This window comes from Amycolatopsis rhizosphaerae, from assembly GCF_007713715.1.
In the GTDB taxonomy this organism is placed as follows: domain Bacteria; phylum Actinomycetota; class Actinomycetes; order Mycobacteriales; family Pseudonocardiaceae; genus Amycolatopsis_E; species Amycolatopsis_E rhizosphaerae.
Window position 1 is genome coordinate 1 of the sequence record NZ_VJWX01000007.1, and the last position, 21,334, is coordinate 21,334.

20 protein-coding genes and 1 CRISPR repeat array are annotated in these 21,334 nt (G+C 66.1%); of the genes, 5 read left to right on the plus strand and 15 right to left on the minus strand.

Features of this window, described 5'->3' with window-relative positions; all coding sequences use genetic code 11:
• On the plus strand, positions 1 to 169 hold a 169-nt coding region (cas6e, locus tag FNH05_RS01585), incomplete at its 5' end, for a type I-E CRISPR-associated protein Cas6/Cse3/CasE (RefSeq protein ID WP_144585150.1).
• Between the two features lie 102 nt (positions 170 to 271).
• A CRISPR array of direct repeats spans positions 272 to 974; the repeat unit is 28 nt; unit sequence ATCTTCCCCGCGCACGCGGGGGTGCTCC.
• A gap of 150 nt (positions 975 to 1,124) precedes the next feature.
• On the opposite strand, the gene FNH05_RS01590 is transcribed toward cas6e, so the two are convergent.
• The 10 genes from FNH05_RS01590 to FNH05_RS01635 all read right to left on the minus strand — a co-directional run bounded on the left by FNH05_RS01590 (position 1,125) and on the right by FNH05_RS01635 (position 13,780).
• The gene (locus FNH05_RS01590) at positions 1,125 to 3,608 is read right to left on the minus strand and encodes a DEAD/DEAH box helicase (RefSeq protein ID WP_144585153.1); all 2,484 of its coding nucleotides are present in this window, start codon (positions 3,606 to 3,608) and stop codon (positions 1,125 to 1,127) included.
• A 532-nt stretch (positions 3,609 to 4,140) separates the two neighbouring features.
• Positions 4,141 to 4,740, minus strand: coding sequence for a hypothetical protein (locus FNH05_RS01595; protein ID WP_144585156.1), 600 nt, complete (start codon positions 4,738 to 4,740; stop codon positions 4,141 to 4,143).
• Positions 4,741 to 4,743: 3 nt separating this feature from the next.
• Positions 4,744 to 6,594, minus strand: a complete 1,851-nt coding sequence (locus FNH05_RS01600) for a type IV secretory system conjugative DNA transfer family protein (protein WP_144585159.1) — start codon at positions 6,592 to 6,594, stop codon at positions 4,744 to 4,746.
• The gene (locus tag FNH05_RS01605; RefSeq protein WP_246127428.1) at positions 6,591 to 7,655 is read right to left on the minus strand and encodes a C40 family peptidase; all 1,065 of its coding nucleotides are present in this window, start codon (positions 7,653 to 7,655) and stop codon (positions 6,591 to 6,593) included. Before FNH05_RS01605 ends, FNH05_RS01600 begins: the two co-directional genes overlap by 4 nt.
• Positions 7,656 to 7,687: 32 nt before the next feature.
• The gene (locus FNH05_RS01610) at positions 7,688 to 9,034 is read right to left on the minus strand and encodes an ATP-binding protein (RefSeq protein ID WP_144585165.1); all 1,347 of its coding nucleotides are present in this window, start codon (positions 9,032 to 9,034) and stop codon (positions 7,688 to 7,690) included.
• A 179-nt stretch (positions 9,035 to 9,213) separates the two neighbouring features.
• Positions 9,214 to 10,725 carry an SCO6880 family protein gene (locus FNH05_RS01615; RefSeq protein WP_144585168.1) on the minus strand — a complete coding sequence of 504 codons (1,512 nt, stop codon included), beginning with the start codon at positions 10,723 to 10,725 and terminating at the stop codon, positions 9,214 to 9,216.
• On the minus strand, positions 10,722 to 11,951 hold the full coding sequence (locus FNH05_RS01620; RefSeq protein ID WP_144585171.1) for a hypothetical protein: 1,230 nt from the start codon (positions 11,949 to 11,951) through the stop codon (positions 10,722 to 10,724). The genes FNH05_RS01615 and FNH05_RS01620 overlap by 4 nt, the downstream gene beginning before the upstream one ends.
• Positions 11,952 to 11,953: 2 nt before the next feature.
• The gene (locus FNH05_RS01625) at positions 11,954 to 12,718 is read right to left on the minus strand and encodes a hypothetical protein (RefSeq protein WP_144585173.1); all 765 of its coding nucleotides are present in this window, start codon (positions 12,716 to 12,718) and stop codon (positions 11,954 to 11,956) included.
• Positions 12,719 to 12,767: 49 nt separating this feature from the next.
• The gene (locus FNH05_RS01630; protein WP_144585176.1) at positions 12,768 to 13,067 is read right to left on the minus strand and encodes a hypothetical protein; all 300 of its coding nucleotides are present in this window, start codon (positions 13,065 to 13,067) and stop codon (positions 12,768 to 12,770) included.
• Positions 13,064 to 13,780: a hypothetical protein gene (locus FNH05_RS01635; RefSeq protein ID WP_246127429.1), complete on the minus strand. Its 717-nt coding sequence runs from the start codon at positions 13,778 to 13,780 to the stop codon at positions 13,064 to 13,066. Before FNH05_RS01635 ends, FNH05_RS01630 begins: the two co-directional genes overlap by 4 nt.
• A gap of 658 nt (positions 13,781 to 14,438) precedes the next feature.
• Here FNH05_RS01635 and FNH05_RS01640 point away from each other — a divergent pair.
• Positions 14,439 to 14,858: an XRE family transcriptional regulator gene (locus FNH05_RS01640; protein WP_144585179.1), complete on the plus strand. Its 420-nt coding sequence runs from the start codon at positions 14,439 to 14,441 to the stop codon at positions 14,856 to 14,858.
• A gap of 18 nt (positions 14,859 to 14,876) precedes the next feature.
• Here the strand turns inward: FNH05_RS01640 and FNH05_RS01645 are convergent, their stop codons facing one another.
• The 5 genes from FNH05_RS01645 to FNH05_RS01665 form a co-directional block, all read right to left on the minus strand.
• The gene (locus FNH05_RS01645; protein ID WP_246127431.1) at positions 14,877 to 15,986 is read right to left on the minus strand and encodes an MAB_1171c family putative transporter; all 1,110 of its coding nucleotides are present in this window, start codon (positions 15,984 to 15,986) and stop codon (positions 14,877 to 14,879) included.
• Between the two features lie 20 nt (positions 15,987 to 16,006).
• Positions 16,007 to 16,549: an ImmA/IrrE family metallo-endopeptidase gene (locus FNH05_RS01650; RefSeq protein ID WP_144585182.1), complete on the minus strand. Its 543-nt coding sequence runs from the start codon at positions 16,547 to 16,549 to the stop codon at positions 16,007 to 16,009.
• Complete coding sequence (locus FNH05_RS01655; protein WP_144585184.1) at positions 16,539 to 17,369, minus strand: alpha/beta fold hydrolase; 831 nt, start codon at positions 17,367 to 17,369, stop codon at positions 16,539 to 16,541. Before FNH05_RS01655 ends, FNH05_RS01650 begins: the two co-directional genes overlap by 11 nt.
• A gap of 119 nt (positions 17,370 to 17,488) precedes the next feature.
• Positions 17,489 to 18,184 carry a helix-turn-helix domain-containing protein gene (locus FNH05_RS38765; protein WP_144585187.1) on the minus strand — a complete coding sequence of 232 codons (696 nt, stop codon included), beginning with the start codon at positions 18,182 to 18,184 and terminating at the stop codon, positions 17,489 to 17,491.
• Positions 18,185 to 18,416: 232 nt separating this feature from the next.
• Positions 18,417 to 18,686 (minus strand): hypothetical protein, encoded by a 270-nt coding sequence (locus tag FNH05_RS01665; protein ID WP_144585190.1) that lies wholly within the window; start codon positions 18,684 to 18,686, stop codon positions 18,417 to 18,419.
• Here FNH05_RS01665 and FNH05_RS01670 point away from each other — a divergent pair.
• The 3 genes from FNH05_RS01670 to FNH05_RS01680 all read left to right on the plus strand — a co-directional run bounded on the left by FNH05_RS01670 (position 18,667) and on the right by FNH05_RS01680 (position 21,067).
• Complete coding sequence (locus FNH05_RS01670) at positions 18,667 to 19,191, plus strand: hypothetical protein (RefSeq protein WP_144585193.1); 525 nt, start codon at positions 18,667 to 18,669, stop codon at positions 19,189 to 19,191. The two genes, FNH05_RS01665 and FNH05_RS01670, sit on opposite strands and share 20 nt — an antisense overlap.
• The gene (locus FNH05_RS01675) at positions 19,184 to 20,389 is read left to right on the plus strand and encodes an MAB_1171c family putative transporter (RefSeq protein ID WP_342781520.1); all 1,206 of its coding nucleotides are present in this window, start codon (positions 19,184 to 19,186) and stop codon (positions 20,387 to 20,389) included. Before FNH05_RS01670 ends, FNH05_RS01675 begins: the two co-directional genes overlap by 8 nt.
• Before the next feature lie 159 nt (positions 20,390 to 20,548).
• Positions 20,549 to 21,067 carry a hypothetical protein gene (locus FNH05_RS01680; RefSeq protein WP_144585199.1) on the plus strand — a complete coding sequence of 173 codons (519 nt, stop codon included), beginning with the start codon at positions 20,549 to 20,551 and terminating at the stop codon, positions 21,065 to 21,067.
• Positions 21,068 to 21,334 lie beyond the last annotated feature (267 nt).

The following is a 21,334-nucleotide window of genomic DNA, read 5'->3' on the forward strand; positions in this document are numbered from 1 at the left end:
GGGCAATAAAACGGACAAGAAGCCCATAACAGTCCGAGCTGTCCGCTACGACGGACACCTCATCATCACCGACCGCGACGCCTTCACCGCCGCCCTGCAAACCGGTATCGGACCAGCGAAGGCCTACGGCTGCGGCCTACTCACCCTCGCCCCACCCCGAACCACATGACAGCAGCCGACTCCCACCCACTGCGCATGCGACGATCGTGGGTACTGACAGAAACCGATTGAAAAACCCGGATGCTCGCGGAAAACGCCCAGGTCAACAAGTATCTTCCCCGCGCACGCGGGGGTGCTCCCTGGACAGCCCGGTCGTGCTGGCAGTGGGATGCATCTTCCCCGCGCACGCGGGGGTGCTCCCACCCGCAGACGAAGCAGCCTCTTTAGCACCGGATCTTCCCCGCGCACGCGGGGGTGCTCCGGCCCACGACCAGGTCGCGAACGCCGCGTACGCGATCTTCCCCGCGCACGCGGGGGTGCTCCGAACTTCTGGTCGTGCGAGACACACTCGGACAGATCTTCCCCGCGCACGCGGGGGTGCTCCCCGGCCCGGGGGGTCGCTTCGCGTTTGGGTCGCATCTTCCCCGCGCACGCGGGGGTGCTCCTTGAACCCTGTGCGACCTTGCGTGCGATCGCTGATCTTCCCCGCGCACGCGAGGGTGCTCCGGTGTCGTCATCGAGCAAGTCGAAAGCCGCGGCATCTTCCCCGCGCACGCGAGGGTGCTCCGCGCTGGCCGCCGCCTTCAACGTCAGCACTCGGATCTTCCCCGCGCACGCGGGGGTGCTCCGCCCGCCCCGCGGGGAGAACCCAACCTCCATGGGATCTTCCCCGCGCACGCGGGGGTGCTCCCGCGGAAGCCGCGCTCTTGGCTCAGGCCACTCCGATCTTCCCCGCGCACGCGGGGGTGCTCCGCAGGCGAGGCAGGCCAGCGACCCGGCGGCGTGCATCTTCCCCGCGCACGCGGGGGTGGTCCAAGCAGCTCGGAGCGGCGCAAAGGGACATCCCCGCCGCATCCTTGGCCCCCAGCATGCGGACTCGTCCTCCTCGCCCTCCCGAAGCGGCCATCTCCGCCGAAATGCCCCATGTTCGTACACAGCTCAGGCGCACGCTTGCTACAAGCAGGTCATCGCGCTGGAACAAAGTCTCGCAGGTAGATTGGGAGATCAACTGCCCTCAGGCGGTGACCCTCAAGCTGCGACGCCACAGCGGGCGGATTGTCCCAGCGGTTCGCTGCAAGGCCAGCGGCGAATGCGATGACTGCATCCTTGATCCGTTGCAGGCCACTTTCATCGAGTACCTTCATTCCGGGAGTTGCCGCAGCATCGTCGTGCATTCTGTGTGCCTTGTGAACCATCACGGGTGCGGCCGCAACGAGGTCGCCGTATCGCTCGCGGAACCAGTTCATGTGCCCAGACAACTGGTCGGCACAGTCCTTATGGATCCGTTGTGTGTTCGAGCCGCTTTTAGCCTCGATCACCCAGTAGTCCGATGGGCTCAGCGCCCATAGGATGTCTGAGCCGCGCCTCTTCTCGAAGTCTGGCCTGTGCGCCGCGAAGCCCAGGTGTAGTGCGAGCTGTAGCATCGCATCTTCAAATTCCGGCACGTGATCCTTGTCGAAAACCAGGTCGTCCACGATGCCCTGGAAGGCGAGTCGTAGCTCCTCTGCCTTGGAGTAATTCCTTGTGAGCAAGTCGGCTGCGCGCTTGGCTTGATTGCTCTGGAAGTCCAGCTTCCGGTACTCGATGCCGCTGAGGGGACGCAGAACCTCCGAGTTTAATGTCCGAGCACTCGCTAGTATGCGTTGAGCCTCAGCCGGATCGAGGTGGTCTATATACGCGGCGCGTTGCGCTTGGAGCCAGCCCTTCTCCCGCGGCTCCTCAACTTGCTCCTCCACCTTTTCAAGAATGTCTGCTGCGGCTTTGACCCGGCCGTTCGCGGCCGCATTAAAGGCCTCACGCCGGGCGACGGCGACGGGCGAAACGTGTCCGGGAGCTGGTTTGACCGCCGTCAGGGCACGCTTGGCAAGAATCGTCCATTTTGGATCCCTATTCAGCGCCTGGCCAGCTGTCTGCATTACCGCGTCCAACGTCTTGCCGGGCATTGCCGCGGCGACTCTATGCGAGAGCTTCAGTTGTGCCTGTGTTGCCGGGCTGAATCTGGCAAGGGAACGCGGATCAACCACCAGTTGACTCAGCCGAGTGCCGAGTAGGAACACGACGCAGTGGTCCTCGCTGCTACGAACACCGCGTCCCATACCTTGCTCGATTCGTTGAACCTGCCGGTCGTCCGAGCCAGCCTGGCGCAGCAGCTTGGTTTCTAGGCGATCTTCTGCCGATCTCGCCTCTGGTAGCCCGTCCAACACCAGAACGCGGCATGCCTTGCCAGGCAGGTCGATTCCGTCGTAACGGTTCGAGAACACCACGAGGCCAACATGCTCGTCTTCCTTGCGGAGCCTCTGGACGACTTCCTCGACCTGACTGCTGCCGTCCGTAACCACGATCGCACCGAATTTCGACCACTCGCCGGCTGCTCGGTTGCTAGGCGCGAGAACGACAACGTTGTAGCGCTTCGCTAGCTGAGCGATCTGGCGCCTAACGTCTTCGACAACGATACCCGGGTTAATGCCTTGGGGTGCGAGGATCATCCGCTCGCCAATATCCCCCGCCGTCGAAGGCGCAATTGGCTTCTGCACGCTCGTCCGATCCGCGCCGAACGTCTCCACCAGGACGCTGTCGTCTGCCAAGGTTGCGGTCAGATAGACACGCCGCTTGGCATCGGCGAACTCAGTAATGTGTCCAATTGGCGGGCATGGAGGGGTGATCGTTACCTCTTTTCCGGTGAAGACAATCCGACAGAACCCCAGGACGTCACGAACCGCAGGCCAGACATAGCGGAGCTCATCGGACTCCCGATGCGTGTGCAGCTCTCCGCGCACCTGCTCCAGCTTGGCGCGCAGGGCCCAGAATGGCACTTCTGCTAAAGAGCCGTAGCTCTGGTCGTCGATGTCGAGCAGCTCTGTCGGTGAAGACTTCTCAAGGTCGCTCCGGAACAACTTAAGCAGTTTCGGGTAGGCGTTGTGCTCTCGCTCGAGCTTGATGGACAGGTTTTCGCGGACGGTCGCCAGAGCAGCGTGCGCGTCGTCGATGACCACGCTCCCAATGGGGGCCGGCGGGCGGCTCGGACGCCTCGTGGAAAACACGGTCCTACCGTTCACCAATTTGAAGGCGTTGATTACCGCGACGGCCTGACATCCTGTGTAGGCAGGGCTGTCGGGGTCATCGACCGCCGGGATGCCGATGCGCTTGGCCTCGTCCAGCACCTGATTGACTAGCTGCTTGCCAGGCGCGACATAGAGAGCTGGTCCGAGCCCCTCGTTCAACAGGCTCTGAAGGATAATTAAGCCGTCGATGGTCTTGCCGCCGCCTGTGTTGACTTTGACTACCAGGTCACGCTCACCGCGTCGCGCATGCCACGCTTCCAGAACCTCGCCCTGCACGAGCCGCAAGTAGCCGTAGCCCTCCTTCTTATCCGGAAGCGCCTCATACAGTTCACGGGGCTCGATCGGGGCTTCCGCATCCTGTCCATCGAGCAACTTTCCAAAGTCCATTTAGCTGGAGCCCCCGTATCAAGATCGCGACTATTGGCATCGTGGCAAAGGCGATCTGGACAGAGCATGAGGCTGCTGCCTGCACTCCGATCACAGCTGACTTGGCGCACACCGTAAGCATCGTCTCGCGCCTGTAAGTCGTTTCCATGCGCTGGAGACCGCGCGACCTCCTGGCGGGCTGGTCGATTGGTGCCGACGGTCGCCTTCCCTGATGCAGCGCGGACCGCACTATCGTGGCGCTCGTAGTCGACGTCTGGCAGGTACAAGTGGCAGCTCCGCCGCAGGCAGCCGCGATTAAGCTGGCCGAAGGAGCTGTCGAGGTGAAGCCGACAGTCGGCGAGCAGGTCGCAGGGCTCTCGACCGTTCTGACACCAGGCGCTTCACCCAGATCTCACGGCCCGCGCGTCAGACGGATACCGCTAGCGGCCGGCCTGCTCGGCAGCGGCGCCCTCGTGGCCGGCATCTAACGCCTCTGGCGCGAAACGTGAGCAAGCTCCGCTAACGCTTCCGCCACCGTCCCTGGTTGCCCGATTCAGTGCCGATCGTCCTTGACCGTTGCCGCATGCCGTTCGACAACGGTAAACCGATCCTCGCGCGGCGGCGCCCCCTCGTCGCGGTGGCCGTCGTCGAGGCAGTCGGCGTGCACCCAGTCGCGTGTGAGGCGTTCGGCGAAGCCGGGACGCCATTGGTGTAGCCAGTACTGGGCCTCACGGGCACTGGCCGACGATCCCATGTTGGCCGACCGCCAGCTGTAGGCCAGCGTGGCGACCTCCATCGCCAGGCCCGGGTGCTGTCGCCAGCACGCCGGGATCGGTTTGGCGCGGCCGCCGTCGATCCCTACGAACGTGTTGTTGTACCAGGTCACGAAGTTCTTGACGGTGAGACGCGGGTCCTGATCGGTCTGCGGTTCGTCCTCCGTGGCCGCGGGCGGGTTGAACCACAGCCATGCGGCCGGTTCGGCAGAGTCCTGTTCGTCACGGGCTTCGGCCACGATCTTGGCAACCCAGTTGACCTGGCCTTCGACGCGGCGCAGGTTCTGTGCGAGCGTGCCGACGATCTGGGTGAGAGCGGCGATCTGGAGGTCCCGCTCACCCTGGTCCTTGCGGCGTTCGTGTTCAGGCAGCTCCGCCATCGGCTACGACCTCTCTTCAGCTGGCGTGGTTAGTGCGAAGCCCGTGCGATCGACCGGGACCTGCCCGGCCCGCACCTTCGCGACGTGGTCACGGATGGTCGGCCAGTCACGGCGTTTCCCCACGTCAAGCGTGTGGGCGAGGACCGGGTCGAGGTGGCGGTGGATCACCAGCACCCGGCCGCGCCGGATGCGACGCACGTCGCCGGGGCGGTAGGTCGGGACGGTCTCGGTGCCGACTGCGGTGCGCCCGGCACTGAGGAGCCCGTCGGTGTGCTGTTGGTAGCGGCGTCGGTCGTGGTGGCCAGTCAGCATCGACACCCACTCCAGGGTGCGCTGGTCCTTGATCCCGCCCCACACCGACAGCGTCGTGGTGTTGTCCATCAACTGGCGGGTGCGCTGCGGGGTGAAGGCATCTTCGAGGGCGGCCAGCGACTGCGCACCCCAGTGGATCAGCACGCCGCGACCGGCGGAGTCGGAGATGATCTCCGGGATCTGCGGCACCGGAGTGGCGTTGGTCAGCTCGTCCAGGATCGCGGTGGCAGGCGGATCCAGCCTCCGGTGTGGGGTGTGTGGAGCCATGTCCTGTGCAGCGCTCAGCCAGTGCTCGACCAGCGCGGTCAGGATTGGTGCGGCCTGCGCGGCCTGGTACTGACCGGCGACGATGTAGAGCGATCCGTGCTGCGCGATGAAGGCGCGCGCGTCGAAACCCTCACCGGGACGCGGGGTGCACAGCCGACGCAATCGCTGGTCCATGAGAGGTTCGAGGACCCGCCGCACCGACATCCACACGGCGTCCGAGGTCTCGGCCACCATCCCGATCTCCGAACGGAGATTGCGGGCGTGCTCGGCATATCCAGCTTGTTGTAGCAGCTTCGCCGGTTCCTGGTCGGCAGGCTTGGACATCGCCCAGCGCACCAGGTCCCCGACGTCGCGGTCATGGATGGCCGCGGCGAGGAAGTACGCCTGGATCACCATCTTCGCTCTGTCTCGGAAGACCTTGTCGTTCCCGGTAACGTGCGCCAGCCCGACCGAGGCAGCTTCGACCATGGTGTGCGCGCGCCGGTAGGCGACGTCGGTGTCCTGGCAGCCGTCGATCGGCGACCAGTACAACTGCGCCGGCCAGGGCACCGTGCCGGTCGCGTCATAGACCAGCACGGGTCCGGCCTGGGGTCGCATCGTTCGCAGCAACGCCGAGAACTCCAGGAGGTCTGGCTTCGTCGTGCTGCACAGCAGGGCGCCTGGTGCCGCGATTGCCTTGTGCACCAAGTCCTTGCGGCTCTTACCCGACTGGGTCGGCGCGAGGGTGCCGGTCGGATTCTCCAAGGGGGTGCACATCGGTTGCCGTTGCGGAGACAGGTGCAAGGGCGCGGCAACCTCCTCCAGCGGAGCCCGACGCGCTTGCGCTGGTGGCAGGCTTGGCCGCGTCCACTCGGCCGTCGTCCGCGCGGCTGCGAGCGACAGTTCCCGGCGAATGTCCTCTCGAGTGGCGTGGCCAGCTGCTACCGGCCCAAATCGTCGCCATAGGAAGATTTCGACGAGGGAGCCGCCGACGAGGGCGAGCGCACCGAGAACGGTGGTGATCGTCCAGTACAGGGCGGTGTGCCCAGCCAGTTTCGTTGCCCAGGGAGGACCGAGCGCCACGCCGGGCTGACCGGGGTGGCCGAGAACGCTGATGGCACCTCCAATCCAGTGCGCCGGGTCGGGCAAGAGCCATCCGGCACCCAGCAGCGCACAGGTTGCGGCGGCGCCGACCATCAGCACAGCCGCGATGAACGCGAGGTTGAGCAGCGCGACTACGACCAGGCTCAGCAAGGCAAAGTCACGGTCGGTGGCAGGCGAGATGGTCTTCCTCATGTCTTCCCGTCGCCTCCTGAAGGAAGCGGTCGGCGGATGGCAACGACCTTGAGCGCCCAGGAAGCGAGCGATTCTGTGATCACGCCGTGCTTCTCGTCGTAGGCGTTGATCACGGTCCCGTACCCGACGTACATCCCGACGTGTCCGGGATTGACCGGAGTGCCGTCGGCTCCAGGAATGAACAGCAGGTCACCGGGTTTGACGGAGCTCAGCGAGCCGACGGCAACACCGTCATGTACCTGGCTGCTGGTGGTGCGGGAGATGCCGACACCGGCATGTGCCCAGGCGGCTTGCATCAGACCGGAGCAGTCGAAGGCGTCCGGACCGGTGGCGCCCCAGACGTAGGGCTTACCCAACTGGGCGATCACATAGGTCACGGCCGCGCTCAGCCTCGAATCGGCCGGCGGCCGGAAGTCAGGCGGGAGCTGCTTGTTGTCACGATCGGAAGCCAGTGGCAGATTCGACTGACCGTTGTCCGGACAGCCGCCGTAGGAGAGGCTGACTTGCTGTGCGGGATTCGGTCCTGGCGCCGACGACGTTGGGTTATCCGGCCCCTGCCAGTACTTCGCCACCAACTCGGCCGCTGTAGCTTCTCGCGGCGCGTAGCGTCCGGGGAACGCCGAGCGCTGCACCTGCTGCTCGGCGATGCCCGGTGACATCGTCTGCCAGCCGGATACCGCCAGAAGACGGTCGTAGAACGCGTTGGCCGCGTAGGTCGGGTTCAGAACCTCGTCAGCGGCGCCCCAGCCCTGGCTGGGGCGCTGCTGGAAGAGCCCGAGGGAGTCGTGGTCCCCGGTGGGCAGGTTGCGCAACCCTGATTCCACCATCGCGGTCGCGAGTGCGAGCACTGCGGCTCGTCGGGGGAGCTTACGTTGGACCGCGACGGTGACGACGGTCTGAGCGTTGGTCAACTGCTCAGAAGTCCAAAGCTGGTCGCCGACCTGCTGGGTAGCGTGGCCGCAGCTGGGAGCCATGGCCGCGAGGTCATTCTGGGTCGTCATGACGACGGTGCCGACCACCAGCGCTGGGAGCACCACGACGGGGCAGACCGCGATGGCCACCGCGGCGAGGTTCGCTCCCCCAGCCGCCCCCATCAGCGAGCCCGCCAGTCCGTCCGGCGCTCACGAGAGACGCTGCGAAGCTGAGCGTTCGTGTCGAAGATTTCCTTCTCGGTGCGCGAGAGCACGGTCTGCACCTTGTAGCCCGGGCGGCCCTCGATTTTCCACAGCGCTCGCCCGATCCGCTCCATCGCCCAGCCGGTGGTGACGTCCTGTTCCCGCTCGCTCAGCGCCAAGTCCTCGGCGAGCTCGTCGGCAACCCTGGTGGACTGTCCAAAAAGGATGCGAGTCGAGCACAGAGCGAGCAGGTCCTTGGCGATGGCCACTTCCTGCGAGCCGACCGCGCCCACAGACAGTGGATCGGAGGGCTTGTGCATGACCAGGATCTGGATCTTCTTCTCCGCTCGGCTCAGCCGCAGGTCGGAGTCCACCGCCTGCACCGCGCGCAGGCCGAGCCGCATCTGCCGCCACACCTCGTCCCGGACCACGATGCGGATCTCGCCGTCGTCCTGCAGGTCGGTGACCATCGACGACCAGGAACCCAGGCAGGTCAGCGCGACCGCCACGGCCTGGTCGCCGCGCGAGCGCAGCAGCGACAGGTCCATCGATTGCACCGGGGCGTCCCAGTCCAGCTCGAAGTTCGTCTGCACGTCGAACAACCCGGACAGCGGGCCGCTGATCAAGTTGCCGAGTGCGTCGGTGATCGGCCGGAGCACGTCCAGGAACTGACGGCGGTCGGCGAAGCGCATCCCCTCCCACAACTGCGGGTCGGGGTCGGCGAGCTGGCGCTGCACATCCGGGATGGTCACCGGAGTCAGCTCGGTGTATCCGTCGTGCGCCCCGACCAATCGCCGCAGCACTGCCGAGAGCGTGGCCTCGTCGGTCACGGTCGGCCGGTAACCCTGCGCCTCGGCGAGCGCCACCAGCAGTTTCACCCACCGGCCGAGCACGCCCTCAAGTTCTTCGACCTGTCGCTCGACCGAACAAGCGGCCCAGCGCGAGCGCAGTGGCCCGAGGTCGAGGGCGTTGAGCCTGGCCCAGCTACCGCGGCCGAGCGCGATCGGCGTGATCCCCAGGGCCCGCAGCAGGGGCGAGTACTCCCCTTTGACGTCGCCAGAGATCAACGTCCTGATGCCGAACAACATCATCCTCAGCAGGAAGGCGACGACCGTCGACGACTTGCCCCTGCCCGGCTCGCCAAAAACGACCACATTCGGGTTGGTCGCCAGGCCCCGCAGGACCCACTCGATCGGATGGGCGTAGAAAGCCCCGCCAGACAGGCTGTCGTAACCGATGCGGGCGCCCACCGCGGGGATACCGTTGGCGGCCAGCAGGGGAAACAATCCGCCGATCTCACTGGTCGCGGCTTGATAGACGGCCATCGGCGCTTCCACTGGAGACCAGCCTTCTCCCGGCCGGGCGCGGCCACGGCGCGGCGCGATCGGCCGGTTCACCCGTTCCCGGCTGCGTTGTTTCTTCTCCCCCGGTGGTTTGACGGTTGGCGGGGCGCCGAAAGACCCGAGCAACTGCGCGGCGCTGCGCTCGCATCCGATATCCCGGCTCACAGCAGACCTCCCCGGTGACGAGGAAGTCCGATTCCGACCGGTAGGACCGCCACCACGAAGGTGCTGTCCTGCGCCAAGTCCAGCCTGAGGAGGCGGAATCTTCCGCTGGCGTCGTTCTCCAGCCGGGCGGCGTGATCCTCGATGTTCCATGTCCGCGGCACGGTGACCGAGGCAGCGACCGCGAAGCGCACCACCGAGTGCCCGGCCGCAACCGCCCGCTCCTGCGCGCGGGCACCGCTGGCCTCCCGCTCGTCCCTCGCGGTGGTGTTGAAGCCCTTCGACCGCTTCCAGTCGGTCGTGACGTTGACTCGGAATCGGTTGCCTTGGACCGCGCGGTGCGCCCTACGGGCGTCCAGCACCTCGTAGTGGATCGCCAGCGTGCGGCGCTCTCCAGCGGTGCGCACCGCCAGTAGTGGGCCCAGGCTGCCGAAAACCGTCCCGGCTTCGGGCATGAGCACGGTGTAGGAGACGGTGGCGAACCCGTCGTGGGTGTAGGCGCGCGGCGCAGGCGACGGCGCCTCGGTGGGGCCGGCCGCTGCCTTCTCCAGTCCGTGGCCGGCGACGCCGCGTTCGTGCGCGGACGCCAGAACCGCGCGGGCGGCCGGGTTGAACCCGGTGCGCAGCGCCTCGGCCATGCCCGCACCGTCCAACCACTCCACGGTCTGCGCGCCGAGCGCCTTGAGCGGGTCCTCCAGACCGTCGAGCACCCGGTACAGGGCGTGCGCCCGACCAGCGACACCCCCACCGGCGGCCACCGCAGGCTTGCGGAGGCTGTCTTCCGGGCCGCTGACCGTCACGAACAACTCGTGCCGCACGGAGACATTGCCGATGGTGCGGTCGAGTTCGTTGGTGGCCTGTCGGGCCAGTCGAGGTGCTTCCGGAACCTCATGGCTGCCGCGCCACACCTCGTACTCGGTGCCGTCGTCGGGCACTGTGCGCACCAGCAGGCTCATCCGGTCGATGACCTCGCGGTGTCCCAACGACAACAGCAGGTTTCCAAGCCGGGAAGCGAGCCGTTCGCACTGCTCGTAGGACAGCATCCCGACTCCGGAGTGCGTCAGCCGTGCGGTGGCACCCCATCGGTCGTCGCCGGTGTCATGAATAAGGCAAACCCGCCCCTGGTCCCTGAACTGCGGACCGTCGGGAAAGCTCACCCGCTGGAGGACTCCGGGAAGATCGGGCTCGCCCGGGTCGACCGGGACGCCCGCGGCGGCTTTGGACTGCCAGCGGGACCAGCCGGTAAGGACGCCGATCTGGTAGAGGACGAGGTGCCAGAACCATCGGAATGCCGGACGGCCGCGCACCGGAACCACGACCAAGGCGGCGATGAAGCCACAGATCAACAGCAGAATCGCCGCCTCGCCGAACCGGCCGTCCGAGACCGTCCAGAGCACCGGCAATGCCAGCGCGATACAGAGCATTACCTGCAACGGGGTCAGGCCCATGATCCAGCCGACGTGCTCACGCCGGTTGAGCCCGCGGTAAATGCGGGGTGCGCTTGACGTCATGCGATCACCGCCGCTTCCCCTGCTTCACCGGCGGCGGCACCACCGCTGCCGCCGTCCGGCGGTTTCGGCGGAGGTGGGTCGTCTCCCTCGTCACCTGGACCGCCTTCGTCGTGGTCGCTCGGACCGAGATCGCGCCCGGAGGACGCGGCTCGTCCATGGTGGGCCGGAGGCGGTGCTGCGGCCTGCAATGCGGTCGAACTGTGGCCGACATCGGTGTCGTCCACCGATTCGTTGGCCTGGTTGGCCACCGTCTCGTCGAACCGGCCGGTGTTCGCGTCTTCCATCGCGCCACCGCCTCCGCTGCCACCAGCCGCGCCGGCGGCGAACATCGCGGGGTTGTTCGCACCGTAGGAGTCGACTCCGACGTCGGAAAGGGCGTCACGGAGGGCGGCTCCGGCATCGGAGTTCGGGTCGACGAAGGCAAACAGCCGGAACAGCACGAAGGGCGCCAGCAACGAGATGATCAGCACGCCGACCCCGGCCAGCAGCCCCGACAGGCCCCGGGCGCCACCGGCGATGGCGACTCCGAGCACCAGGGTCATCGCCAGAACCGGTTTCATCGTGATGCAGGCCAGCAGCCACCGGCAAGCTCGCCAGAACCAGTTGGCTGTGACATTGGCGAGCAGGCCCGCCACGACGATCGGGATGGTGGCCACCAGCACGTAGGTCGCCGCCTCGCGGAAAAGCATCTCGAGGAGGTAGCCGATGGCCGCGGGGATCACACCGACGAACGCACAGACGCCCAGTACGACAGCTTTGACGCCGTCAACCACGCCGTCACCGAAGCTGGTGTGGTTGAGCGCATCGCTGAAGTTTTTGGACTGCAAGCCGTACTGGAGGATGCCGTTGGTCAGGCCGTCGACGGCCGCCAGGAATCCGGCGACCAGGCCGACGGTCACCGCAAGCGCGATCCCGTACTGCACTGGGCCGCTGACCAGCCGCATGAATCCGCGGCCGCCGCGCAGATTGGTCAGGGTGAGCTGCCAGAAGAAGAGCCCCAGCGCAAGCACCCCGCTGATCCACAGCATCATCGGCCACAAGATCGAGATGGGTCCGGTGCGAGTGTCCACAGTGAACACCGAAAACTGGTCGGCCAGGCCGAACGCGCCCCGCAGCACAGCGAGGCTCGCATCCCAGATCGCCTTCATAGACGCATCGAAGGCCGAAGAGATCATGCCCTTGATCGCGCTGCCGAGAGCAGCGCCGATGTCATCGAACGGCCACATGGCTACCTCACCTCCCGGTAACCGGCCTTGACCGCGTCGGCGCTTCCCGGCCAGGCGCTGGGTGCCGGAGCGGCCAGCGCACCGGGTGCCATTCGCCAAGTCGACCCTGTCCACCGCATCGCCTGGCAGTCCCCTACTCCAGCGGCTACTACCTGGCCCTGGACTGTCACGGAAAACTGGCCAAGCACGCACACCACGACGTACCTGCCATCGGCGGCCGTGCCCTTGATCTGCCCGTAGTTGATCTCATAGGTGGCCGACATCCCGGCGACCGAGCCCGTCGCGGGCAGTCCGGCGCGTGACCGGAGACTGGTCAGCAAGGAGTAGAGCCCCGTCAAGCCGGGATCGGGCGCGCCAGGAAGCGATAACTCCCGGTAGGCGCGGGCATATACCTGTGGGTCGGCGGCCGTCAGTGCTGTCTCGTTGAGCGCCTTGAGCTGGCCGAGCGCACCCTCCGGGGTCTCGGGGAAGCCGCCGGGAATCCACTGCCCGATGGTGATGGCTGGGTCCGGCACGTCGATGTCGGGCCCGGCGGTCATGGTGGTCATGACCTGCGGCTGAGCTGCCTGCGCCGGTAACTGCACCATCGGCCGCGCGGCGAGCGCATTCTCCTCTGCAGCCGCGCTGTCCGGCCCGGCCGGCGCTGAAGGCGCTGGCGTACCCGCTGGCCTCGACTTGTCCGGGCGTGTGAGGTAGTGCGCGATCAGCACTGCGGCGGCCACGGCCACCACGAGGACGATCAGAGTGAAGATGGCAGTCAAGGTCATGCCCGCCTGACGGCGGGCCCGGCCCTCAGTGCGCGCCCCGGTCACGGGATCAGCCCCCTGTACCGGCGAAGTGCGAGATGAGCTGGTAGCCGATGCCGTAGAGCAGGCCACCCCCGATGGCGCAAAGCATCATGATCACGCCGATGCGGCCTGCGCGGTGATGGTCGACCCACCGGCCGCCGGCCCAGACGACCAGCCCGACAAAAAAGCCAACCAGGAGGGCGATTCCGGCCCCCCACTTGGCATTGCCGACTGCTTCGAGGATCTTGTCGCTGCCCGGCGGCGCGACAGGTCCTGGATTCGGGATCTGCTGGGCGAGAAACTGGATCGCCTCAAAACGCTCAATCACGAACGCCCCCTTCGGTGCAAGCGCTTGCCAGTGCTCATGGGCTCGGGAAGAAGACCCCAGCGGCGCAGTACCGGCGTGATCGCCTGGCGCAGCCGAGCAGGGGTGACAGACGCGGTGATGCCGGACGCGGCAAGTTCCGAGTCGTAGGGCACGAACACCGCGTCCTTCAGCAGCGCCTCGACCCGGCGGCCTGCCGCGCCCGCGACCCCTTCTGGCCAACGTTTGGCGCCCATCACGAGCAACTGCGTCGGCTGGTTCAGTTCAGCGCAGGCCGCCCACGGGTCCAGCCGGGCCAGCACCTGCTCGGCGTGCAGCAGCGAAGGACGGGACGGCCGCACGACCAGGACCGGCCGCGGCTGCGGAGTGCCCCGGCGCAGCCATGCTCCTGGCCCGGACAACGGGTGCGCCGCGACCCGCCACGGGTCGTGGCCCAGATCGACCACGGTGGCGTGCAGCTGCCGGACCGGCGGCCGCCAGAACCGCGGCTGGGGCACCGCGCCGGGCGCGACCACTGGCAACGTGGTCTCCAGGCGCGCCAGCAGGGCCTGGGCGCGCCACGAGTAACGGATGTGGACCTGCGAGTGTGGCCGAGCCACCCACGGCCCTTCGGAACGGGCCGCCATCGTTAGTCCCGACCTCGACGGGTCGGCCGGGTCGATCATCAGCGCGCAGCGCCCGGAGAGTTGGAGCACATCGGCAAGCAGCGTGGCCACAACCGACGCTCCAGCGCCGGGCGAGCCAGCCAGGACCGGGATTACCGTGCCGAAGCCCGACCAGTCCACAGCGGCGGCCACCGACGGAGACAATCCCCGCCCCTGCAACGTTGCCGCCGCGGCGCTTGCCGCGGTGAGCATTCCCGCTTCCACTGCGGCAGCAATGTCGGCTGGGGGCAGATCTGGCCACATCCGTTGGGCAGCGCGCGCAAGCTCGGCTTCGAAGGCGCGAACACCTTCCCCCGGCTCAGCCGGTGCATGCCCCGGCCTGGAGGATGACACCGTGGTGCTCGAGAAACCGTTGCTTCCCTGAGGATTCCTCGCTACGGCCATGTCCTCTCCTTCCCCCTCGGCCACCCTCGACGTGTAAGCACCCAGTTCCCGGCGCGGCGGCGAACACGTGCTGCCAAACACGGCAGCGTGCGAGTGCCAGCGAATGGCGGACCGCTGACACCGTCCACACGTGCTTGCCTGGGGCCGCGGCCTCGCGCGCCCCGCGTCGCCAGACGTCCACATCAGTTGCCGTTCTCGCTAGACAGAGCTTAAGTCGAAGTGGGAACATGTCAACTGATGTGGACGTTTTGACGAACGATCACCTATGATTGGGTGACCGGTGGTCACCCGTGGCGTGGAGAAACCGATTAAGGAGGCGTAGGCCGTGGCGGAGGCACCGACGCTGGCAGCCGTCATCGACAAGCTGTTCAAAACGATCAAGCGACCCAACGGGCAAGAACACTCTCTGGAGGAGGTCGCCCGGTGGTGTGCGGCATGGCTACGGCAGCGCGGTGAAGGAACCTTCTCAAAGGAGTACCTGCGGCAACTCCGGTTAGGGATCAAGAGCAACCCGACCAAGCGTCATCTGGAGGCCATGGCCGCGTTCTTCCAGGTCGACCCGGCGATCTTCCTCGACTCGGAGAGGTCAGCCGAGATTCAAGCCGACCTCGAGTTGGCGGTGGCTATTCGCGACGCTGGTGTTTCGGCCCTGGCGATGCGGGCGGTCAGCCTCACCCCCGACGCACGCAAGCAGGTCATCGAATTCATCAAAAGCCTGCAAAACGAAGGAAAAACCCAAGGGTGAGGTTGGTGTCGTCTGGTTTCAGCCGGATGGCGTTCCGCGCCCGACACCGCCGAGAGCGCGGGACAAGGCGAGCAGTTCCCTCGTATCAGCTTCCATTCCCGCAGCTCTCGGCGCAGCCAGGACCATGGTCGTGCCGATCTCCTTACCCTGGGCGCTGCGAACCAGCGCGTCCCCGATCAGCTTGGATTGCCGCTCGGGAGGCTGGGACACGTCGATCGGCTCTTCCACGAAGGGACTGAGGCACACCAGTCCGTCGCGACATTCGATCACACGTCGATAGAGCCGGAGCCGCATCTGGCGAACGCGGAAAGCCTCCCGCAGCGCACTGTCGGGCGGGAACAGCGCGATGTTGGGGAACTGCGTGGTCACCGCAAGCCAGAGGGGCCGCAACTGGCGATGCTGCCGCCGGGCCTCCAGCCACAGCCGCGCTTTCATCGCCCCGGTCCGGGCGCCGGGGTATCCGATACCGAGGCAGAACACGCTGATGCCGATCGCGAGCAGCGGGGTGGTCCACACCGCAACACCGAGCAACCCTGGCACGTTGAGGGTGAGTCCTCCCGCCACCGCCACCACCCGCGGCACATGGGTACCCAGGCAGCACACCATGAGGCCGACCGCGGCGACGCGGAGACTCAGGCGGGCCTGAGAATGGGAGCGTTCGGCGGCCGCCCATGCGAGGTAGGCCCCACGGCTCGTCGCGTAGGCCATGTACAGGTTGCCGATCAGGTAGAAGACGAGCGCCCCGGTGAATCCACCCGCGTCCTGGTAACTGGCACCACGGGCACCGGGAGTTGTGGCTACGAACGCAGCGGTCAGTGCGACGCTGGTCAGCAGCGCCAGGCCGACCTCGGTGTATCCGCGCATGCCTGCCCTTGCCGGGGCGATCGCAGCCTGCAACAGCACGATCAGCAGCGCGAAGAAGAACGTCAGAATGACGTTTTGGATGAGTTTCGGCAGGCCGTGGGAGACACGACCGGCCACACCGGGCACGCTGACCACGAGTTGCGCCGACAGTGCGATGAGCACCAGTACCGTGCAGGCCGTGACTGCCCGGAGCCCTTTGTCGTGCGGCGCGCGAGCCAACTGGGAGATCTTCCACAGCGCCGCGATTGTCGCCGCCAGCCACATAAGTACGTTGGGTAGCAGTATCAGAACCACCCCTGGTGGTCGTCGAACGCGCCCTGAAGTCGTCGGCCCGCATCGGTCATGCGGTCGCGGGAGACGCCGAGCCGGTCGAGAAGCGTGGCCCAGTCCTTGACCACGGTCGCCACCATCTCGGCCTCCCGTTCGAAGGCGGGGCCGTACCCTTCCCGCCGCAACGCCCGGTGGACCATGTCCGGAGGGATGTCGGGAAAGAACTGGCTCCAAAGGTCGCCGTCTTCCTCGTAGCCCGAGTGGCCACTGATGATGTGGCCGATTTCGTGCAGGATGATGTGTTCTTGGTGCGCGGGCGTGGTGTTCTTCTGATAGACGATGTAATCGGCGTCGATGGTGCCGATCCAAAGTCCGAACACTCCAGGGGCCGGCAGCGGGTAGGGGATCAACTTGATCGGGCGGCCGCGGCGTTGGGCCAGACGTTCGCAGAGCACGCGAACGTTGAGCGGGGCATCAATCTGAAGCTCGCGCAGGAGCTGCTTGACCTCGCGCCTCAGGGCGAGATCGCTGCGCCAGGTTCCACAGTCACGTTTCACGGACCTCAGCTCCGGCGAACAGGGACTTCAGCCGATCTGCCACGGCCCGGGGATGGCTGACAAGCGCACCATGACCACCGGGCAGTTCGACGAACGGGCGGCCGATTTTGCCGGCCAGCTGCTCAGCGCAGCGGTACTCCCACTGGCCTCGCGATTCCTGGCCGCCGGTCAAGACGATCGTCGTCGAACGCGCGGCTGTCGCGATCTGGCCGGAGTCCAGCTCGGACGTGCGCACCGCGGGAAAGTCGTGGGTGAAGAACCAGCCGAGGTTCGCGTCCAGGTCACCCACCGCCGACGCCGGGCGCGCGCCTTCCTCAGCTGAACCCTGTCCTGCTCTGGTCAGCGATGCCATACGACCGATCGCGGCCCGAACATCCTCGCGTGCAAGCGCGGCGATCTCGTCCAGCGCAGCTTCTCTCTCTGCGTCCAGTACCACGGTAGCCATGGGTGGTTCGTGTGCGACCAAGGTAGCTACGCGGTCAGGGTGACGGACGGCGAAGTGCAGTGCGATCAGGGCACCGATGCTGGCCCCAACCACGTATGCCGGTTCGACGGTCACCGACGAAAGCAGTGTTGCCACGTCGTCGGCATGGGTCGCGATCGTGACCGGCGCGGTGTCCTCGGCAACCGCACTTCGGGACAGGCCGCGCCGGTCGTAGGTGATCACCTGGTGATCACAGGCCAGCGCTTCGGCGAGCTGTTGCGTGGCACCTGCCTCGCTCAGCCCACCTTGGATGATCAGGACCGGGCGGCCTTCACCGCGCGTCTCGTAGTAGAGCTGCGCTCCCTCAGCCCGCACCTTCCCGTGTTTGACCTGCACTGCCGCCCCCCATCTCCGGCCGATGTCACACGCTTGTGCTGCCAGGATCGCCTGTCGCGATCTTCTGCGCGTGAGTTTGAGTGCGTCATCGGCAGATACGCCGCATTAACGGCAAAAATTCACTCGGACGAGTTTTCGTCAGGACCTTGGCCCTGGCCTGCCTGGAAGTCCAGATACGCCAGGACATCGCGCAGCTTGTCCGGAGGCAACCGGCTCGCCCGGGTCGCGATCTGGCGGACGTTCTGCTCTCCCAGGCGCGCGAGCAGTTCGTACTGACGGTTGAGATCCCGTCCTCGCACGGTGTTTCGGAAGTATTCCGGCTGCGCCGCGAAAAACTCGGCGATCTTCACGGGCAGATGATCGCCGCCGGGCTGCAAGGTTCCCGCCAGCAGGTCTTGCACCTCAGCTGCCGACACCCCGATGCTCTCAGCCAGCTCGACCGGCGTGTAGTCGGAGCCGTCCTCCCGCTTCACGCTCGCGAAGAGCCGGCGAAGTTTGATCGCGAATGGCTCGTCGGACTCGTCCGGCGCAGCCGACTCGTCTGTCGGTTGGGTGGCACCGCTGGGCTGGTGCACGGCGTTGAAAGCTTCTTCGCTGGAAAAGTAGTCGGGGTCTACCCGGAGAGCTTGGGCGATCTTGCGGAGGTTGGAGTTGCGCGGTTCACCGCGGCGACCAGTCCTCAGCTGCCAGATGTACATCTTGGTGAGCCCGGTCATCTCGGCCAGCTCTTTGTCACTGTATGGGGTGCCATCCGGCTTGCGGGCCACATCGACCAGGAGCTGGAACTTCTCGGCGAACGACAGCTCGTCGGTCATCGATCATCTCCAGGTCGGACTCGTCCTCGTTGCGGCAAGGAGCCAGTAGACCATCCATAAACAGGTGTTGACAAGACCTATAAGCAGGTGTTTATCGTAGTAGCGCGGATCACAGCGATGGGGAGCGGCGGTGTCTCAGCTGCACAGAAAGGTTCGGCCGAAACCCCCGGCATCGCCGGGGCAGGTGATCGTGCGAAGTCGTGAGAGGTCCATCGGGGGGTGGCCTCTCACGTCAGCAGGAACACGCCACGCCAAAGCCGTGGCGCGGGCATTTCTGCTGACGCTCCAGGCTGGGCAGGCGAGCACCTGCCCAGCCTGGGGTCCCGACAATGCCGGAGAGCCACTCCAGCGGAGAGAGCATCAGTTCTCCAGTGACCAGGCCAGACGCGAGCACCTGGCGCTGGTCGCGGGGTCGGAGCCAAGCGAGGGGGAATTCGACGTTGACCACGACGCTGGATGAAGTGAGCGCACGGTGCGAGAGCTTGATCAGCACACTGCCCATTCCCCGCCCCTTCGACCTGGATCGCTTCCTGGAAGCATTGGCCGAGGAGCGCGGCAAACGCATCAAGCTCGTTCTTTCGCGGCTTGGCCCGGATCAGCCCTGCGGGATGCTGATCAGCACCACCGAGGCGGATTACATCTACTGCGCCGTCAATGTGCCCCCGCTGCAATCTCAGCACGTCGTGATGCACGAGGTCGGCCACTTGTTGTTCAACCACGGCACCGCCCGTTCCGGCTTCGGCGAGACGCCGCGCGTGGCCGGCGCCGACGCGCTCGCCGTGCTGCTGCCAAACCTCTCGCCAGAGCTGGTGCAGCGCATCCTCGGCCGCACCATCTACGCATCGGACCAAGAACGCGAGGCTGAACTGTTCGCCTCGCTCGTCCTCACTCGGATCAGCGGCGCAAAGGAGGTGTACAGCGGCCCCCCACCGGACAGCCCGGTGGATCTGGCGCTCTTGGAATCCGCGTTCGGCCACCCGGTGCGTCCCGGTAGCCGACATGGTTAGCGTACTGGGGTACCTGTGTTGCCTGGGCTCCGTGCTTGCCGCCGCAGCGAAGGTGTTCAGCACCCGCGGCACGCGGATGACCGCGAGCCGCCGGTTTCTGGTCGTCGCGATGGTGGCCTTCGGCCTGGCGCTCGCCGTGTCCGCGCCGGCCAGCGTTGAACTGGCCTCCGCCCTTGATCCGTTTCCCAACGCTACCCAGCTGCTGGCCAACGCCTTGGCGATGTTCGGCGCGTTCTGCGTACTGGGCGTGCTCGACCACTCAATCAGTGGCCGAGGGCCGTGCCGGTCGCTGCGCCACGCTGTCGCGCTCGTGATCAGCGTGGGCACGATGGCCGTCTTGCTGACCGCAGCGGATACCGAGTATCGCCACGAATGCACCGGCATCTACGGCGACCGTCCACTGATCACCACCTACATGGGCATCTACCTGGGGTACATGTCCTGGAGCCTGAGCCGCTTCATCTGGCTCATAGCCCGCTACTCGACGCGGACGGCAGACCGGCTCATGCGCCGTGGCTTCCAGATCACGCTGCTCAGCGCCGTCACCGGCCTGGGCTGGGCGGTTTGGAAGGTCGCCGGTCTAGTGGCCGTAGCCACCAGCCATACCGGCCCTGCCGTCCAGGCCTCCACGTCGGAAATCCTGGCAGGAATCGCGGTCGACATCGGCGCCGCTGGGGCGACCTACACGAGTTGGGCACCAGCGGTCCACAGCCTGATGCGGCAGTTGCGGGTACGGGTCGCCCACCGCCGCCTGTCGTGGTTGTGGCATCTCCTGATCACGGCGGTGCCGCAGGTGGAATTCACGACGCCGCGCACGAACCTGAGCGGGGCCGAGCGTGCGGAGTACCGCCTCTACCGTCGCGTTCTCGAAATCCGTGATGCTCAGCTAGCGCTGCGTCCGTACATCCCTCCCGGCGTTCCCGAGCTGACGCTGATGATCGGACGTCACCACGGCCTGGACCCGGTTTCCGCCGATGTCCTGTTGGAGGCCGGCGAGCTCGTCGCTGCCCTCGACGCCCGCCACACAGGTTGCCGCTACACGTCCGAATCAGAGCGGGCGATCCCGCAGCACGGCCCGGCGTCGCCGGACCTGCTCGACGAGGCGGCATGGCTGATTCGAGTCAGCAACGCGATGCGGAACAGCACCCTTGTTGCCGGGCTGCGCTCCGCGCCGCACATACCCAAACCAGCGACATGACGGCCATATGAGTTGACATTGATGCTTCGGTCTCTAATATTAGCGATCATCATAGGCAACTGATATGGACAACAGAGTCTTTTTACCGGCTCCTACGACGGAGGGGATGGGTTCGACATGCCCAAGGACACTCGCCGAGCCGTCTTCGCAGGGGCGTCGATGTCCGCACCCGAGCCGAACTTGTTTCCTGACCGGCAGCGCGATCACGACCGACTCTACGGAACCGGCCGCACAGTCCACTACGAAGTTACGGCCGCGGACTCGGCGCGACGTATGGCCAACCGGAAAGTGACTCTTGCGCGCGGGCCCGAGATTGCCACCTTCACGCGCCTACTCGAGCTGTGCAAGTGGCCTTGCGTGGACGCGGTACGCGAAACCATTGAGCCGAATGAGTGCAGCCTTGACGCTTCGCACCGACTCGAATATCGGGTCCCCGTCCCGATCGGCACCCGGCTTGTCATTACCGCGCGCTGCACCGTGTCCAACCACCCCTACAGCGAGTGGGAGGTCAGCGTCCACAACGGATATGAGGATGTCTGCCACGCCACCTTGGCCTTCATCGCGGTCGACCGCGCCGAATTCGAGCAGGAACAAGTGAAATCGAAACGCCGTCGACGTCATCGCACCGCGAGTTTCCAAAAATGGAGAGGGAGAAGAAATGATCACAATGCGGACTAAACCCCGACACAACAGGTCGAAGCGCATGACCGCGCGCGCCGCTGTCGCCGGTATGCTGATACTCGGCGCGCTTGCCTTTGACACAACTGCCGCTTCCGCGGCACCGCCAGACCGCGGACTGCCGTCCGCCCCTGCAGGAGCGACCACAACAGCCTCGAGAGCGGACTGCGCCAGCTACGCCTACGTTACCGGCGACTGGGTGCGTATTCGCATCAATCCGGATGGTGACCGGATCGGCTGGGCGTTCCGAAGTGACTCGATCTCCTG